The sequence below is a fragment of the Methylorubrum subtropicum genome (assembly GCF_038442325.1).
GTDB classification, from domain to species: domain Bacteria; phylum Pseudomonadota; class Alphaproteobacteria; order Rhizobiales; family Beijerinckiaceae; genus Methylobacterium; species Methylobacterium subtropicum.
The window spans coordinates 25,300-40,258 of the sequence record NZ_JBBXMW010000013.1 but is presented as its reverse complement, the minus strand read 5'-3'; the positions used below and the strand labels follow the sequence as shown (position 1 = coordinate 40,258).

General features: G+C 69.7%; 14 protein-coding genes. 8 read left to right on the top strand and 6 right to left on the bottom strand.

The features are described 5' to 3' along the window. Position 1: 1 nt before the first annotated feature. The 4 genes from AAHG03_RS17810 to AAHG03_RS17795 form a co-directional block, all read right to left on the bottom strand. The gene (locus AAHG03_RS17810) at positions 2-1,297 is read right to left on the bottom strand and encodes an O-acetylhomoserine aminocarboxypropyltransferase/cysteine synthase family protein (protein ID WP_342152098.1); all 1,296 of its coding nucleotides are present in this window, start codon (positions 1,295-1,297) and stop codon (positions 2-4) included. 275 nt (positions 1,298-1,572) lie between these two features. Then, on the bottom strand, positions 1,573-1,959 hold the full coding sequence (locus tag AAHG03_RS17805; protein ID WP_342152097.1) for a response regulator: 387 nt from the start codon (positions 1,957-1,959) through the stop codon (positions 1,573-1,575). 115 nt (positions 1,960-2,074) lie between these two features. Continuing rightward, positions 2,075-3,484, bottom strand: a complete 1,410-nt coding sequence (locus AAHG03_RS17800) for a heterodisulfide reductase-related iron-sulfur binding cluster (protein ID WP_342152096.1) — start codon at positions 3,482-3,484, stop codon at positions 2,075-2,077. Positions 3,485-3,766: 282 nt separating this feature from the next. Next, positions 3,767-4,120 (bottom strand): DUF6460 domain-containing protein, encoded by a 354-nt coding sequence (locus AAHG03_RS17795; RefSeq protein ID WP_342152095.1) that lies wholly within the window; start codon positions 4,118-4,120, stop codon positions 3,767-3,769. Between the two features lie 182 nt (positions 4,121-4,302). Between AAHG03_RS17795 and AAHG03_RS17790 the strand changes: the two genes are divergently transcribed. Genes AAHG03_RS17790 through pdeM form a run of 3 tightly spaced genes read left to right on the top strand, consistent with a single transcriptional unit; the run spans position 4,303 to position 8,777 of the window. Further along, positions 4,303-5,253 (top strand): alpha/beta hydrolase, encoded by a 951-nt coding sequence (locus AAHG03_RS17790; protein ID WP_342152094.1) that lies wholly within the window; start codon positions 4,303-4,305, stop codon positions 5,251-5,253. 40 nt (positions 5,254-5,293) lie between these two features. Further along, the gene (locus AAHG03_RS17785; protein ID WP_342152093.1) at positions 5,294-8,029 is read left to right on the top strand and encodes a ligase-associated DNA damage response DEXH box helicase; all 2,736 of its coding nucleotides are present in this window, start codon (positions 5,294-5,296) and stop codon (positions 8,027-8,029) included. 34 nt (positions 8,030-8,063) lie between these two features. Next, positions 8,064-8,777 carry a ligase-associated DNA damage response endonuclease PdeM gene (gene pdeM, locus AAHG03_RS17780; RefSeq protein WP_342152092.1) on the top strand — a complete coding sequence of 238 codons (714 nt, stop codon included), beginning with the start codon at positions 8,064-8,066 and terminating at the stop codon, positions 8,775-8,777. 2 nt (positions 8,778-8,779) lie between these two features. On the opposite strand, the gene AAHG03_RS17775 is transcribed toward pdeM, so the two are convergent. Next, positions 8,780-8,998: a NepR family anti-sigma factor gene (locus AAHG03_RS17775; protein ID WP_342152091.1), complete on the bottom strand. Its 219-nt coding sequence runs from the start codon at positions 8,996-8,998 to the stop codon at positions 8,780-8,782. Between the two features lie 185 nt (positions 8,999-9,183). Here AAHG03_RS17775 and AAHG03_RS17770 point away from each other — a divergent pair, with 185 nt between their 5' ends. After that, the gene (locus AAHG03_RS17770) at positions 9,184-9,987 is read left to right on the top strand and encodes a response regulator (RefSeq protein WP_342152089.1); all 804 of its coding nucleotides are present in this window, start codon (positions 9,184-9,186) and stop codon (positions 9,985-9,987) included. Positions 9,988-10,531: 544 nt separating this feature from the next. Then, a complete protein-coding gene (locus tag AAHG03_RS17765; protein WP_342152087.1) occupies positions 10,532-10,900 on the top strand; it encodes a hypothetical protein in 369 nt (122 codons plus the stop codon). A 3-nt stretch (positions 10,901-10,903) separates the two neighbouring features. On the opposite strand, the gene AAHG03_RS17760 is transcribed toward AAHG03_RS17765, so the two are convergent. Beyond that, on the bottom strand, positions 10,904-11,437 hold the full coding sequence (locus AAHG03_RS17760) for a hypothetical protein (RefSeq protein WP_342152086.1): 534 nt from the start codon (positions 11,435-11,437) through the stop codon (positions 10,904-10,906). Between the two features lie 116 nt (positions 11,438-11,553). Between AAHG03_RS17760 and AAHG03_RS17755 the strand changes: the two genes are divergently transcribed. The 3 genes from AAHG03_RS17755 (at position 11,554) to AAHG03_RS17745 (ending at position 14,887) form a co-directional block, all read left to right on the top strand. Continuing rightward, positions 11,554-12,945 (top strand): aminotransferase, encoded by a 1,392-nt coding sequence (locus AAHG03_RS17755; protein ID WP_342152085.1) that lies wholly within the window; start codon positions 11,554-11,556, stop codon positions 12,943-12,945. 586 nt (positions 12,946-13,531) lie between these two features. Further along, positions 13,532-13,741, top strand: coding sequence for a hypothetical protein (locus AAHG03_RS17750; RefSeq protein WP_342152084.1), 210 nt, complete (start codon positions 13,532-13,534; stop codon positions 13,739-13,741). Positions 13,742-13,969: 228 nt separating this feature from the next. Further along, positions 13,970-14,887: a metallophosphoesterase gene (locus AAHG03_RS17745; protein WP_342152083.1), complete on the top strand. Its 918-nt coding sequence runs from the start codon at positions 13,970-13,972 to the stop codon at positions 14,885-14,887. The last annotated feature ends 72 nt before the right edge of the window (positions 14,888-14,959 follow it).

The following is a 14,959-nucleotide window of genomic DNA, read 5'->3' as shown; positions in this document are numbered from 1 at the left end:
CTCAGGCGACCTTGGCCAGCGCCTGCTCGATGTCGGCGATCAGGTCCTCGGGGTCTTCGAGGCCGATCGACAGGCGCACCGTCTCCGGCCCGACGCAGGCCGCCGCGCGCTCCTCGGCGCGCAGCTGCCGATGGGTGGTGGTGGCCGGGTGGATCGCCAGCGTCTTGATCTCGCCGATGTTGACGAGGTGCGAGACGAGTTCGAGCGCGGCGATGAACTTCAGCGCGGCCGGCTCGCCCCCTTTGAGCGCGAAGGTGAAGATCGAGCCCGGCCCCTGCGGGCAGTAGCGGTTGGCCAGCGCCTCGCCGGACTGGCCGGGGAGCGCCGGATAGCTCACCCACTCCACCGCCGGATGGTCCTTGAGGAAGGCGGCGATCTGCTTCGCGTTGGCGCAGTGGCGCGCCATGCGCAGCGGCAGGGTCTCGATGCCGGTGAGCGTCAGGAAGGCGTTCATCGGCGACAGGCCCGGCCCGAGGTCGCGCAGGCCGAACAGGCGGCAGGCGACCGCGAAGGAGATCTCGGGGAAGCGCTGGCTGACGATCAGGCCGTCATAGTCCGGCCAGGGATCGTTGATGAGGTTGTAGCGCGAGCCTTTCGAGGCCCAATCGAACGTGCCGGCGTCGCAGATCATGCCGCCGATCACCTGCCCCGAGCCGCCCAAAAATTTCGAGGTCGAGTGGACGACGATGTCGGCGCCGTACTCGATCGGGCGGATGAGCGCGGGCGAGGCCAGCGTGTTGTCGATGACGAGCGGCAGGCCGTGCTTCCTCGCGACCGCGGCGATGCCCTCGATGTCCATCACGGTGGCGCAGGGGTTGACGATCGACTCGCAGATGATCGCCTTGGTGTCGGGCGTGATCGCGGCCTCGAACGCTTCCGGCGTCAGGTCGGCGGCGAAGTGGGGCGTAAGGTCGTAGCGGCCCTCCAGCCGGCGCATCAGGCCGAGCGAGCCGCCGAACAGGCGCGGCGAGGCGACGTAGGCGTCGCCCGACTGCATCAGCGTCATCATCACGAGCAGCACAGCCGACTGGCCGGACGACACGGCAACGGCCGCCTTGGCGCCCTCCAGCGCGGCGACCCGGCGCTCCAGCGCGGCGACCGTGGGGTTCGAGCCGCGCGAGTAGGAGAAGCCGGTCTTGCGCATGGCGAAGATGTCGGCGGCCTGCTCCGTCGAATCGAACACGAAGCCGTTGGTGAAGTAGATCGGCTGCGCCCGCGCGCCCGTGGCGGGATCGGGCGCGGCCCCGGCATGGACCGCCTGCGTGGCGAGACGGTAGGTTTTAGGCTCCGGGCTCATGGTTCGACCTGACGATGGCGGTGTGGCCGGTCTTCTGCCGCGAAACGCGGTTCGGTGAAACCCCGCGTGGTGGGGAGACAGGGCTGCGGCGACGGCCGTCGTCGCAATCTAACCGCCCCTTGTTTCGACCACCGTCATTCCGGGGCGCCGAAGGCGAACCCGGGATCCACAACTGGCCGCGACGGTGCAGCTTCAGCCGGGCATCCCGCATCACGGGTGGATTCCGGGTTCCGCTACGCGGCCCCGGAATGACGGTGAGGGTGTGTCCCCGAGAATCAGGCCGCGCGCTTGAGGCAGGCCTTCAGCGTCCGCACCAGCATGGTCGGCGCGTAGGGCTTCGGAATGAACTGCGCGCCCTCCGGCATGTCGCCGGGGCCGGGGGTGCCCATGCCGGAGACGATCAGCACCGGAATCTCCGGCCAGCGATGCGCGACCACGCGGGCCAGGGCGAAACCGTCCATCGAGCCCATCGGCATGTCGACGTCGGTCATCAGGATCTCGACGTCGGGTCGGTCCTTGAGCACGGCGAGCGCCTTGTCGGCGTGGGGGGCTTCCAGCACGTCGAAGCCGGCCTCGGCGAGCGTGTCCGAGGCCTCCATCAGCAGCAGGCCATCGTCTTCGACGAGGAGGACGACGGGCGGTGCTGCGGGTTCATCAGTCATCAGGGACGCAAACGATTCCGGACCTGGGGAGGTTGCGGCGTAATTCGCACCTGCAGCGGGGTCAAGGAAGCCCCCGCCGCCATCCCTGGGTGAAAGCGCCGCGCCGCGCGCCGCCTCAGGCGTGCACGGCCAAGGGCTTAGGCGCGGAAACGGCGGCCGGGCGCATCCGGTCGAGCGCCTCCGGGCGCGGGCCGCCGGTCGCCCAATCGAGCAGTTCGACGGTGTGGACGATCGGGATCTCGGTGCCCTTCCCGATCTGCGTGGCGCAGCCGATATTGCCGGTGGCGATGAGGTCGGGCTGCATCCGCTCGATGTTGGCGACCTTGCGCTCGCGCAGCCGGTTGGCGATTTCGGGCTGGAGGATGTTGTAGGTGCCCGCCGAGCCGCAGCAGATGTGGCCCTCGGGCACGTCCTTCACGGTGAAGCCCGCCTTCTTCAGCAGCGTCTTCGGCTCGGTGCGGATGGCTTGCCCATGCTGCATCGAGCAGGCGGAGTGGTAGGCCACCACGAGGTCGGTGTCCTCCACCGGCGGCAGCAGGCCGATCTCGGCCATGTACTCGGTCACGTCCTTGGCGATGCTCGAGACCCGCTTCGCCTTCTCGGCGTAAGCCGGGTCGTCGCGGAACATGAAGCCGTAATCCTTGATCGTCGTGCCGCAGCCTGACGCCGTCACGATGATCGCGTCGAGGCCGTCGCGGTCCATCTCGGCGATCCAGGCGTCGATGGTGCGCTTGGCGTGGCCGTGGGAGGAGTCCTCCTTGCCCATGTGGTGGGTCAGCGCTCCGCAGCAGCCTTCGCCCTTGGGCTGCACCACCTCGACGCCGTGGCGGTTGAGCAGGCGGATCGCCGCCTCGTTGAAGTCCGGCCGCAGCACGCTTTGCGCACAGCCGCGCAGCAGCGCGACCCGGCCGCGGCGCTTCCCCGGCCCGGAATCGCGGCCGGTCTGAAACAGGTCGCTGACCTCCTGCGCCGAGGTGTCGGCGGGAAAGACACCGGGCCGGTCGAACCGGTTGCGGTTGGGCAGCTCGGCGGGCGCGAGGTCGAGCATCGCCGCGAGCCGGTTGCCGACGCGCGGCACCCGGGCGATCAGCGGGCGGAACGGCGCGCCGATTTTGGCGCCGAGGAGCGCGAGGCGGAAGCGGTTCGGATAGGGCAGCACGAAGGCCAGCACCGAGCGCAGCAGCCGGTCGCTAAGCGGGCGCTTGTAGGTCTTCTCGATGTGGGTGCGGGCGTGATCGACGAGGTGCATGTAATGCACTCCCGACGGGCAGGTCGTCATGCAGGACAGGCACGAGAGGCAGCGATCGACGTGCTTGACCACCTCGCGGCTCGCCGCCTTGCCGCCCTCCAGCATGTCCTTGATGAGGTAGATGCGACCGCGCGGGGAATCGAGTTCGTCGCCGAGCAGCAGGTAGGTCGGGCAGGTCGCGGTGCAGAAGCCGCAATGCACGCAGGTGCGCAGGATTTTCTCCGAGGCCGCCATGGCGGGATCGGCGAGCTGCTCGGGGGAGAAGCTGGTCTGCACGGCGCGTCCTCGGTCTGATTTTTCTTTGAGGCTGGCGGCTAGTTAGGGCGCCGTTCTTAGAACCGTACCAGATCGCCGCGCAATCGGTTCCGCGTCGCAGGCCGGGCCACACCTGCTTCTGCCTTCGCCACCGTCATTCCGGGGCCGCGCAGCGGAACCCGGAAACCACGACTGGCCGCGACGCTTCGTACAGCCGCGCATCACGGGTGGATTGCACGCCTCCGGCGCGCCCCTCCGGTTCCGGGTTCTCGCCCATGGCGAGCCCCGGAATGACGGGGTGTTTCACCGCTCCCGCGACGCCGACAGCAGCCGCGCGATGAACCAGATCGGCACCACCACCGCGGCGCCGGCCAGCACCCAGCGGCCGAAATCGTGGAAGGTGTCGAAGCCGAGGTCGATCAGCTGGCGCACGAGGTCGTAGCCCTGCCAGAACAGCAGGCCCGGCGTGAGCCCGAGCATCGCCATCACGGCGCCGACCAGCACCGACAGGAACAGCAGCTTGACCGCCACCGCCGCAGGCGAGCCGCCGAGGAATCGGTTGAGGGCCGAGCGGGGGCGCGGGGCGCCGTAGCGCGGGTCGGCGTAGCCGCCCGGTCCCGGAGGCAGGCCGCGCCGCGTGTCGTGATCGCCGATCATGCCGTTCCGGTCCTTCATCCCCAGCCACCAGCCTGCGCGTGCGTTGCTCCGCCGCCACAGCCGTGTGAAACCGCGCGCCCCGATCCGTCGTTGGACGCTTTCGCGGCCTCTGCCAGATGGCACCGGGGCGCGTTCCGCTCAAGATGGCGGGCTGCTGCCGAGTTGAAACCCGAGAAAGGCCCATGATCGACCACGCCCTGTTCGACCCGGCGACGATCGATCCGGAGACCAAGGCGCTCAACGCCGAGATCGTGGCCGCCCATGCGGCGCAGCCCGACCCGTGGTCGCTGCCGATCGCCGACGTACGCGCCCGCCGCCGCGAGGGCACCAAGGCCTCGCCGGCCATGCCGCGCAGCGCCCGCGCCGAGACGCTGACCATCGACGGACCCGGCGGCCCGCTGGCGCTTCGCGTCATCCGGCCCAGAGCCAAGCCGCGCGGCGCCTATCTCCACATCCACCGCGGCGGCTGGGTCTGGGGCGCGGCCGACGAGCAGGACCCGTGGCTGGAGCGCATCGCCGATGCCTGCGGCTTCGTCTGTCTCTCGGTCGAGTATCGGCTGGCGCCCGAGCATCCCTATCCGGCGGCGCTGGAGGATTGCGAGGCCGCCGCCCTCTGGCTCGCCGGGCCGGGCCGGGCTGAACTCGGCGTCACCGCGCTGACCATCGGCGGCGAATCGGTCGGCGCGCATCTCGCCGTGATGGTGCTGCTGCGCCTGCGCGACCGGCACGATCTGCCGCGCGCCTTCCGGGGCGCCAACCTCAATGCCGGCTTCTACGATCTCGGCCTGACCCCGAGCGTGCGGCTGTGGGGCGAGGAACGCCTCGTCATCAACTCCACCGATCTGGAGCGCTTCGCCGACGGCTATGTCCGCGAGGGCATCGACCGGCGCCGCCCCGATGTGTCGCCGCTCTACGCCGAGCTGAAGGGGCTGCCGCCCGCGCTCTTCACCGTCGGCACCGCCGACCCGCTCCTGGACGACACGCTCTATATGTCGGCCCGCTGGGCGGCGGCCGGCAACGGCGGCCACACCGCGGTCTATGCCGGGGGCTGCCACGTCTTCGTGCGCTATCCCGGCCCGCTCACCGAGCGGGCGCTTGAGCTGATCGACCGGTTTCTGATGGCGCTGGCGTGACGCGGGTGGCGGACCGGGCCCGGCGCCTTACCTGAGCGGCGTGCCCCCCTCCGATCTCCCGCCGCGTTTCGCCGACTGGTTCGCCGCCCGCGGCTGGCAGCCGCGCCCGCATCAGCTCGAACTGTTGGCGACCGTGCAGGCCGGGCGCTCGGCGCTGCTCGTGGCGCCGACTGGGGCCGGCAAGACGCTGGCGGGCTTCCTGCCGAGCCTCGTCGAGCTGAGCGAGAAGGGGAGGGGCAAGCGCGGACTGCACACGCTCTACGTCTCGCCGCTCAAGGCGCTCGCCGTCGACATCGCCCGCAACCTCGATGCGCCGATCGCCGGGATGAACCTGCCGGTCACGGTCGAGACCCGCACCGGTGACACCCCGGCCCACAAGCGCACCCGCCAGATCACCCGCCCGCCGGATATCCTTCTGACGACGCCGGAGCAGCTTTCGCTGCTGCTGGCGCATCGCGAGGCGGAGGGGTTTTTCGCAGGGCTGCGGACGGTGGTGCTGGACGAGTTGCACGCGCTCGTCACGTCGAAGCGGGGGGATCTGCTGGCACTGGCGCTGGCGCGATTGCGCCGGCTGGCGCCGGGGCTAAGGGCCATTGGGCTCTCGGCGACCGTGCGTGAGCCGGACGAGTTGCGAAAGTATTTGGTGGCGCAACACCAAAACCCTCCCCCCAACGAACTTCGGGCTTGCCCGAATTTCGCAAATGAAGACCCAAGTCGGGCAAGCCCGACTTGGGTGGGGGAGGGTGTCCGCGGAGCGGACGGGAGAGGGGAACCACGCCTCCGCTTGGCCGCCATCGACGCGAAATCCTCGGAAGCGTCGCTCCCCTCTCCCGACCCCCTTCGGGGGCCACCCTCCCCCGCAGAGGGGGGAGGGGATGCCGCGGCGGCGTTGAGAGTGAATACTTCGGCGCCCTTCATGGCCGACCTCGTGGTCGCCACTGGCGGCGCCAAGGCCGACCTGCACATGCTCGACATCGGCCGCACGCTACCGCTCGCCGGCCACACCGCCAAGCACGCCATGCCGGCGATCTACGACCTGATCCGCACCCACCGGACCGTGCTGGTCTTCGTCAACACCCGGCTCCAGGCTGAGTACACCTTCCAGGAACTCTGGCACCTCAACGACGACACCCTGCCCATCGCCCTCCACCACGGCTCCCTCGACGCCTCGCAGCGCCGTCGGGTCGAGGTCGCGATGGCGGCGGGGCAGTTGAGGGCGATCGTCTGCACCGCCACCCTCGATCTCGGCATCGACTGGGGCGACGTCGATCTCGTGGTCAATGTCGGTGCGCCGAAGGGGGCGAGCCGGATCATGCAGCGCATCGGCCGGGCCAACCACCGCATGGACGAGCCGTCCAAGGCCTATCTGGTGCCGGGCAACCGTTTCGAGATGCTGGAATGCCGCGCCGCCCTCGACGCGGTGGAGGAGGCCGCGCAGGACACCCCCGACGCCCGCATCGGCGCCCCCGACGTGCTGGCCCAGCACGTGCTCGGCATGGCCTGCGCCGACGCCTTCGATCCCCTCGACCTCTACGACGAGATCGTCTCCGCCGCCCCCTATGCCGGCCTGTCCTGGGAGGATTTCGAGGCGGTGGTCGATTACGTGGCGACCGGCGGCTACGCTCTGCGCGCCTACGAGCGCTTCGCCAAGATCCTGAAAGACGCGGACGGCAGGTGGAGGGTGCGCGACGCGCGGGTGGCGCAGCAATACCGGATGAATGTCGGCACCATCGTCGAATCGACCCACGTCAAGGTCCGGCTCGCCCGGCAGCTGCGCGGAAAACCCGGCACGGTGCTGCCGAAGTCCGGCCGGGTGCTCGGCGAGATCGAGGAGGATTTCTGCGAGACGCTGACGCCCGGCGACACCTTCCTGTTCGCGGGCGAGGTGCTGCGCTTCGAGGGGCTGGCCGAGGACGAGTGCATGGCCACCCGCGCCGGCCCCGGCACCGATCCGGCGATTCCTTCTTACGCCGGCTCCAAGTTTCCCCTCTCGACCTTCCTGGCCGCGCGGGTGCGGGCGATCATCGCCGACCCGTTCGAGTGGGACCGGCTGCCGCCGCAACTCGCGACCTACCTCGCGCAGCAACGCCGTCACTCGGTGCTGCCGGGTGAGCGCGACCTGCTGGTCGAGACCTATCCGCGCTCGGGCCGCTACTACCTCACCGCCTTCCCGTTCGAGGGAAGGCTCGCGCACCAGACGCTCGGCATGCTGCTGACGCGCCGGCTGGAGCGCGCGCGCCTGCGCCCGCTCGGGTTCGCCGCCAACGATTACGGCATCGCCATCTGGATGACGAAGGACGTGAGCGAGCGCATCGCCCTCTCGCCGGGCTTCGTGGAGGCGCTGTTCGACGAGGACATGCTCGGCGACGATCTCGAAGCGTGGCTCGACGAATCCGCCATGATGAAGCGCACCTTCCGCCAATGCGCGGTGATCGCCGGGCTGATCGAGCGGCGGTTTCCGGGGCAGAAGAAGACCGGGCGACAGGTCACGATCTCGACCGACCTGATCTACGACGTGCTGCGCCGCCACCAGCCCGACCACCTGCTCCTGCGCGCCGCGCGGCAGGATGCGGCAACCGGACTCCTCGACGTGACCCGCCTCGGCATGATGCTGAGGCGCATCCGGGGGCGAATCATCCACCGATCCCTCGACCGGGTCTCGCCGCTCTCCGTCTCCGTCATGCTCGAAATCGGGCGCGAGCGGGTCTACGGGGAGGGGGCCGACGACATCCTGGCCGAGGCCGAAGCCGCGTTGCTCGAAGAGGCACTCGGCTAGGCGTCGCCCCTCAGACACGTGTGAGGATGCGACCTTGGCCCAGAGCCAACGACTCGAGAAGAATGTGAAGGGCACCGACCTGTCGCTCGCCGGAGAGGCGCTGAGCCTCGACCGCAGCGGCGCCCTGTGGCTGCCGGAGCACCGCACGCTGGTCGTCTCCGACCTCCATCTGGAGAAGGGCTCGGCCTTCGCCGCCCGCTCCGGTCAGTTCCTGCCGCCCTACGACACGCGGGAGACGCTGGCCCAGTTGCACGAGGCGGTGCAGCGGCTCGATCCGGCCTGCGTGGTGGCGCTCGGCGATTCCTTCCACGACGCCCGCGGCCCCGAGCGGATGGAGCCGGGCGACCGCGCCCTGATCGCCGCCCTGCAGGAGGGCCGCGACTGGGTCTGGATCGCGGGAAACCACGACGCCGCGGTGAGCGAGGGCGTCGGCGGGCGCTATTGCGAGACGGTTTCGATCGGCGGCCTGACGCTCCGCCACGAGCCGCTGGCGGGCGCGGAGGAGGGCGAGATCGCCGGGCATCTCCACCCTTGCGGCAAGGTCTCGATGCGCGGGCGTTCGGTGCGCCGCCGCTGCTTCATGAGTGACGGGTACCGCCTCGTGATGCCGGCCTTCGGCGCCTTTGCCGGCGGGCTCAACGTGCGCGACGCCGCTTTCGAGCCACTGTTTCCGAAGGGCTTCACCGCCTACCTGCTCGGCGACGGGCGGGTCTTCGCCATCGGCAAGGCGATGCTCGGGCGCGACTGAACTCAGGCGCCGCCGAAATCTTCCGAGTTCGGCGCCTCGTCGTCGAGGCGCGCGATCAGGTCGCGGAAACGGTCGGGGATCGGTTGCTGGACGAGGGAATCGTAGAGGCTGCGCAGCTGGTTGCCGATGCGTTGCTGGGTGTGGTCGCTCAGTCCGCTGCGGTGTGGCGCATCCGGCCGCTCGCCGGCACCCGGTTCGCCGGCCGGCTCGTCCTCGTTCATCCTCGGTCGATCCCCTTGTGCCGCAGCGACTCGCCGCGATTGTGTTGCGGCTTGACATGAGTCATGGCTTCGGCAGCAACGCCGCCCCACGGGTTCGGTTCCGAGGGGGCTCAGGAACGGACGGGGCACCGCCGCGTTAGCGGCGCATTGATAACGACGAAGAGCGCAGAGGCTCAGGGGAATCCATGTCGACAGCACAACTGGTCGTGCAGCACCTGCCTTACCTGCGCCGCTACGCCCGCGCCCTCACCGGCAGCCAGGTGGCGGGCGACGCCTACGTGGCCGCGACCCTGGAGACCTTGGTCAACGAGCCCGAGACGCTCGGCCGCTCGACCAACGTGAAGGCCGACCTGTTCCGCGTCTTCACCCGGATCTGGAACTCGCTCTCGGTCAACGGTCACAGCGAGCAGGTGCAGCACGATCTCCCGGCGGAAGTCCGCCTCGGCCAGATCACGCCGCTGCCGCGCCAGGCCTTCCTGCTCTCCTGCCTCGAGGGGTTTTCCGAGGAGGATGCCGGCGTGATCCTCGACGTGGACGTCGCCAAGGTGCGCGACCTCGTCGATGAGGCCGGCCGCGAACTCGCCGCCGACATGGCCACCGAAATCCTCATCATCGAGGACGAGCCGCTGATCGCGATGGACCTTGAGGCCCTGGTGGAGGGCCTGGGCCACAACGTCATCGGCGTCGCCCGCACCCGCACCGAGGCGATCAAGATCGCCTCCGAGAGCAAGCGCCCCGGCCTGATCCTCGCCGACATCCAGCTCGCCGACGGCTCGTCCGGGCTCGACGCGGTCAATGACCTGCTCAAGACCTTCGAGGTGCCGGTGATCTTCATCACCGCCTACCCGGAGCGCTTCCTCACCGGCGAGCGCCCCGAGCCGGCCTTCCTCATCGCCAAGCCGTTCCAGCCGGCGAACGTCTCGGCGGTCATCAGCCAAGCGCTGTTCTTCCAGCAAAGCGCCCGCCGCCGCGAAGCCCGCTCGGCCTGATTTTTCTTGAATTCGAACAAAGAAGGCGCCGATCCACCCGGATCGGCGCCTTCTTCGCGTTCTTAGTGATGCTCGGGCATCCAAACCCTCGCCGTCATTCCGGGGCCGCGCAGCGGAACCCGGAATCCACGACTTGCCGCGACGCCATCCGCAGCCGCGCATCACGGGTGGATTCCGGGTTCGCCTTCGGCGCCCCGGAATGACGGTGGAGGGGAACGGCCAAGAAAAAACGGGCCGGACTGCTGTCCGACCCGTTGAGAAGGTTCCGGCCGATGCACAAGGGGAATGCGGGGAGGACCAGATGGCCGGGTTGCTGTCTCAACGGTCCGCCGGGGGGAGGGTTCCGGATCGGTCGCTTTTTTCGCCCGCGCGGCATTTCTGCAACGTTTCCTGAAGCCCGCGCCGCCCCCGCGCTCCGCGAATCGCCAACCGGTTAACGCGGCCAATACTGTCCTGCATCGAAGCGGCACAGTGAAGGAACCGCAGAACGCATCGCCGCGTTGTGCCGACATCCTGTCAAGCTCCCCTTTCGGAGATCGCAAAGATGCTTCGGCCCGGCTTCGTTCTCGGCGTGACTGGTCCTGCTGCGATCCTGACGCTGATGGTCCTGCCGATTGTGCGCCACGGTGCCGACGCGCTCGCCGCGCCGGCCCCCGCGTCCCGCTTGGCGATGGAAGCGCCGGCCGCCGCGCCGCTGCCGGGTCTGCGCCCCTACGACACCGCCATCAGCCCGATCCGCGTCGCCACCGCGCCGCGCCCGCTCGATCGCGTCAAGCCCGCCGCGCCGACCCGCGAAGTGCAGGAGCTGCCGGCCAAGCCCAAGCGCCTGACCCGTGAGGGCTGCGAGACGCCGATCAGCTCGCTCGCCGGCCCGGAGGCCCGCCGCATGGTGCCCGGCCGCTGCATGGCCTGAACTTCAGGCCGACACCTTCTCGACATCCGCCGTCGGCCCGCCCGGCCCCATCCGCTCGCGGGTGACCAAGCGGTCGCCGGGGCCGAAGGGCCCGAGCGGCACGTCCCGGTCCGGCAGCACCACCGTGGTGTTCGGGCCGACATGGACGAGGACGTAACGGCGCAACGGCAGCGAGGACGCCGCCCAGCGCCGCAGCTGGTCGTGATACGGCGCCCGCTTCCAGGCATTGGCCTGCCCCGGATCGACCTGCACGTTCATGAACCGGGTCACGGGGTCGAGGCTCAGCACCATCTTGGCCCGGTCAGGCCGCCATTCCGGCCCCATCCAGTTCTCCGTCATCCACAGGCAGTGGAACGCCCGGCAATGGTCCGGCCGCGTCGCGTGGATGCCGCAGCCCGCACCGGGCTTCAGATGCCGGCACCAGCGCCCGGCCGGGCTCTCGACCGCGGGCACCTCGTAGACCTTGCAGCACAACGTGCAGGGGCCGCATTCCCGGCCCGGAGCGGGCGTGGCGACGATGGCGGCGGGGTCGAGCATCGGTGAAACGGTTCCGGGCGGTCTGCGCGGGTGCGGCGCCTTCCTGAGCGGGATTGCCGCCGTTAGTGTGGCGGCGTGCCGGCCGTTCCCGTCGGTGTAGCCGCCGGTCCGCCGCCATGCTGTCGAACATCGCCGCCCGCGACGTCGAGACCCTGATCCATCCCTACACCAACCTCTCCACCTTCCGGGAGACCGGCTCGCTGGTGCTGGAGCGCGGGCACGGGGTCTGGGTCTACGATTCGGACGGGCGCCCCTATCTCGAAGGCATGTCCGGGCTGTGGTGCACTGCGCTCGGCTACAGCAACGAGGAACTGGTCGAAGCCGCCGCCGAGCAGATGGGCAAGCTGCCCTTCGCCCACCTGTTCTCCGGCCGCAGCCACGATCCGGCGATCGAACTCGCCGAGACGCTCAAGGAGCTGATGCCGGTCCCGACCTCGAAGATCTTCTTCACCTCGTCGGGCTCCGAGGCCAACGACGCGCAGATCAAGCTGCTCTGGTACATGAACAATGCGCTCGGGCGCCCGCGGAAGAAGAAGATCATCGGCCGCCGCAAGGGCTATCACGGCGTCACCGTGGCGACCGCCTCGCTGACGGGCCTTCCGGCCAACCATACCGACTGGGACTTGCCGATCCCCGGCTTCCTCCACGCCGCTTGCCCGCACCATTACCGCGGCGCCGAGGCCGGCGAGAGCGAAGAGGCGTTCTCAAAGCGCCTCGCGGACGAACTCGAAGCCCAAATCCTCGCCGAGGACCCGGAGACGGTCGCGGCCTTCTTCGTCGAGCCGGTGATGGGCGCGGGCGGCGCCATCGTGCCGCCGGCCGGCTATTTCGACGCGATCCAGCCGGTGCTGGAGCGCTACGACGTGCGCCTCGTCGCCGACGAGGTGATCTGCGGCTTCGGCCGGCTCGGCACGTGGTTCGGCTCGGAGGCGCTCGGCATCCGCCCGCACACCCTGTCGTTTGCCAAGGCGCTGACCTCCGGCTACCTGCCGCTCGGCGGCATCAGCATCGACGAGCCGCTCTACCGCGCCATGCTCGACGAAAGCGCCAAGCTCGGCGGCTTCGGCCACGGCACCACCTATTCCGGCCATCCGGTCGCCTGCGCGGTGGCCAACCGCGCGCTGCACATCTACCGCCGCGACCGCATCGTCGAGCGCGCCGCCGAGAAGGCGCCGCACTTCCAGGCCCGGCTCTCCTCGCTCAGTGACCACCCGCTGGTCGGCGAGGCCCGCGGCATCGGCCTGATCGGCGGCATCGAACTCGTCGCCGACAAGTGCGACAAGCGGCAATACCCGCCGAAGGCCGGGGTCGCGGCCCGCTGCGTCGCCTTCGCCCAGGACGAGGGGCTCATCGTCCGCTTCCTCATGGGCGACCGCATCGCGGTCTGCCCGCCGCTCGTCATCGAGACCGACGAGATCGACACCCTGTTCGAACGCCTGCGCCGAGCGCTCGACCGCACCGCGGCGTGGATCGCGCAGGAGGGCCTGGAGCCGATGCCGGCGGTTTGATTTTTTCCGCACTTTCCGCCCGTCATTCCGGGGCCGCGCAGCGGAACCCGGACCCGGAGGGGCGCGCCGGAGGCGTGCAATCCACCCGTGATGCGGGATGCCCGGCTTGAAGCTGCACCGTCGCGGCCAGTCGTGGATTCCGGGTTCGCCTTCGGCGCCCCGGAATGACGGGGCTGAGGTTCGGGGCCTCGCCTTCTTCAACCTCGCTCTGACATTCGTCAGCACGACCGGCCCCTGCAATCGAATTTTGAATGCACCGCCTCTCCAGCCATACGGCCGAAGCAGCGCCTTCATCCATCAAAACTCCGCCGAGTGCGCTGCAAGATCGGCGTTGTTGCAAAGCAGTATCAGGCCAGGAAAAACACGCCGCCTCTTGCGTGCTCATTTCCACGGCCTGCCCGAAAATCAGCCTTCGCAGGAACCTTAAGCTTACGTTCAGGTGAACGGGACGATCGTTATGTCGCCGACTTCGCAATCTCGCCCAAAACGGGTTGTTGAGTGGGCTCGTACCCGGCTCGCCCGCCGGGTGGATTTCGAGCCGAACCCGCCGTCACGGCCGTCCCGCCATCGAACCAGGACAGGACATATGTACGCCCCCAGCCGCACCTCGTCGTTCGCGATACAGCCGGGCACCGCCCGCGTGTCCGTGACCGAGGACCGCGAGAGCTTCCGCCCCGTCGCCCTGCCGGCGCTCGCCGCCGCCGTGCACGTGAACGCCGCCGCCGTGAAGGCGGCCCGCGCCAAGGCGGCCGGGAAAGTGTTTCGGATCGTCCACGAGGACGAGCCCGTAGAATAGCAGGGCCATCGCTTGCAGCGATCGCCCTGATTTTTGTGCTGGCCTCAGTCGCCGGCGCCCGCCTCCGCGGGCTTAGGCTTTCGCTCCGCTCGACGCCTCGGCAGGGCCGAGGCCCGCTGCGCGCGGCGCTCTTCGCGCCGCGAAGCCGCTGATGCGGCTTCGAGCGATGGTCGTGGCCGACTCATCGCTGGGGCTTGACGCGGCCGCCGAGCCGGTGGCTCTGGCGGCATGCTGATCCTCCCCACACGACGGCAGGTGCTGACGGGCCTGGGCGCTTCCGCGCTCGGCCTCGGCACCACGACCGGCGCCTATGCCTTCGTGGTCGAGCCGCGCTTCCGGCTCGTCGTCACGCCCTACGCGTTGACGCCGCCGGGCTGGACGCCGGGCCTGAGCCTCCGCGTCGCGATCATCGCCGACATCCATGTCTGCGAGCCGTGGATGCCGCTCGACCGCGCCGCCGAGATCGTGGATGCGGTCAACGCCCTCAAGCCCGACCTCGTGCTGCTGCTCGGCGACTATCCGGCCTCGCGCAGCGTGACGTGGAAGCGGGTGCCGCTGCCCGATCTGGTGCGGCTGTTCGAGGGCCTGCATTCCCCGCTCGGAACCTACGCCGTGCTCGGCAACCACGATTGGTGGGACGACCGCGCGGCGATGCTGGCGCGGCGCGGGCCGGTCGAGGTGCGCCGCCTGCTGGAGGCGCGCGGCATCCCGGTTCTGGAGAACGACGCCCTGCGCCTGACCCATGACGGTCGCCCGTTCTGGCTCGCGGGGCTGGCCGATCAGGAGCCGTTCCTGCTCGCGGGCGATCCGCGCAGCCTCGCCGACATCCCTGCGACGATGGCGAAGGTGACCGACGACGCGCCCGTCCTGCTGATGGCGCACGAGCCCGACATCTTTCCCAAGGTGCCTCAGCGCGTGTCGCTGACCCTGTCCGGGCACACCCATGGCGGCCAGATCCGCCTGTTCGGCGTCTCGCCGATGCTCGCCGGCACGCGCCGCGAGCGCTACGCCTACGGCCATGTCGTGGAGGACGGGCGCCACCTCATCGTCTCGGGCGGCCTCGGCGTCAGCAAGGTGGCGGTGCGCTTCGGCGTGCCGCCGGAGATCGTGCTGCTGACCCTCGGGCAGGCTGCACCCGGCGCTTAAAGCATCGGCCCGAAAGGTGGGTACCGGCTTGTCAGAGAAAGCCGATGCGGCACAGAAACTTGGACAATCGTC

Coding starts and splice junctions, on each gene's coding strand:
- AAHG03_RS17765 (WP_342152087.1), top strand. CDS start 10,532: ATGCTTCGGCCCGGCTTCGTTCTCGGCGTGACTGGTCCTGCTGCGATC.
- AAHG03_RS17805 (WP_342152097.1), bottom strand. CDS start 1,959: ATGACTGATGAACCCGCAGCACCGCCCGTCGTCCTCCTCGTCGAAGAC.
- AAHG03_RS17745 (WP_342152083.1), top strand. CDS start 13,970: ATGCTGATCCTCCCCACACGACGGCAGGTGCTGACGGGCCTGGGCGCT.
- AAHG03_RS17790 (WP_342152094.1), top strand. CDS start 4,303: ATGATCGACCACGCCCTGTTCGACCCGGCGACGATCGATCCGGAGACC.
- AAHG03_RS17775 (WP_342152091.1), bottom strand. CDS start 8,998: ATGAACGAGGACGAGCCGGCCGGCGAACCGGGTGCCGGCGAGCGGCCG.
- AAHG03_RS17750 (WP_342152084.1), top strand. CDS start 13,532: ATGTACGCCCCCAGCCGCACCTCGTCGTTCGCGATACAGCCGGGCACC.
- AAHG03_RS17755 (WP_342152085.1), top strand. CDS start 11,554: ATGCTGTCGAACATCGCCGCCCGCGACGTCGAGACCCTGATCCATCCC.
- AAHG03_RS17770 (WP_342152089.1), top strand. CDS start 9,184: ATGTCGACAGCACAACTGGTCGTGCAGCACCTGCCTTACCTGCGCCGC.
- AAHG03_RS17760 (WP_342152086.1), bottom strand. CDS start 11,437: ATGCTCGACCCCGCCGCCATCGTCGCCACGCCCGCTCCGGGCCGGGAA.
- AAHG03_RS17795 (WP_342152095.1), bottom strand. CDS start 4,120: ATGATCGGCGATCACGACACGCGGCGCGGCCTGCCTCCGGGACCGGGC.
- AAHG03_RS17810 (WP_342152098.1), bottom strand. CDS start 1,297: ATGAGCCCGGAGCCTAAAACCTACCGTCTCGCCACGCAGGCGGTCCAT.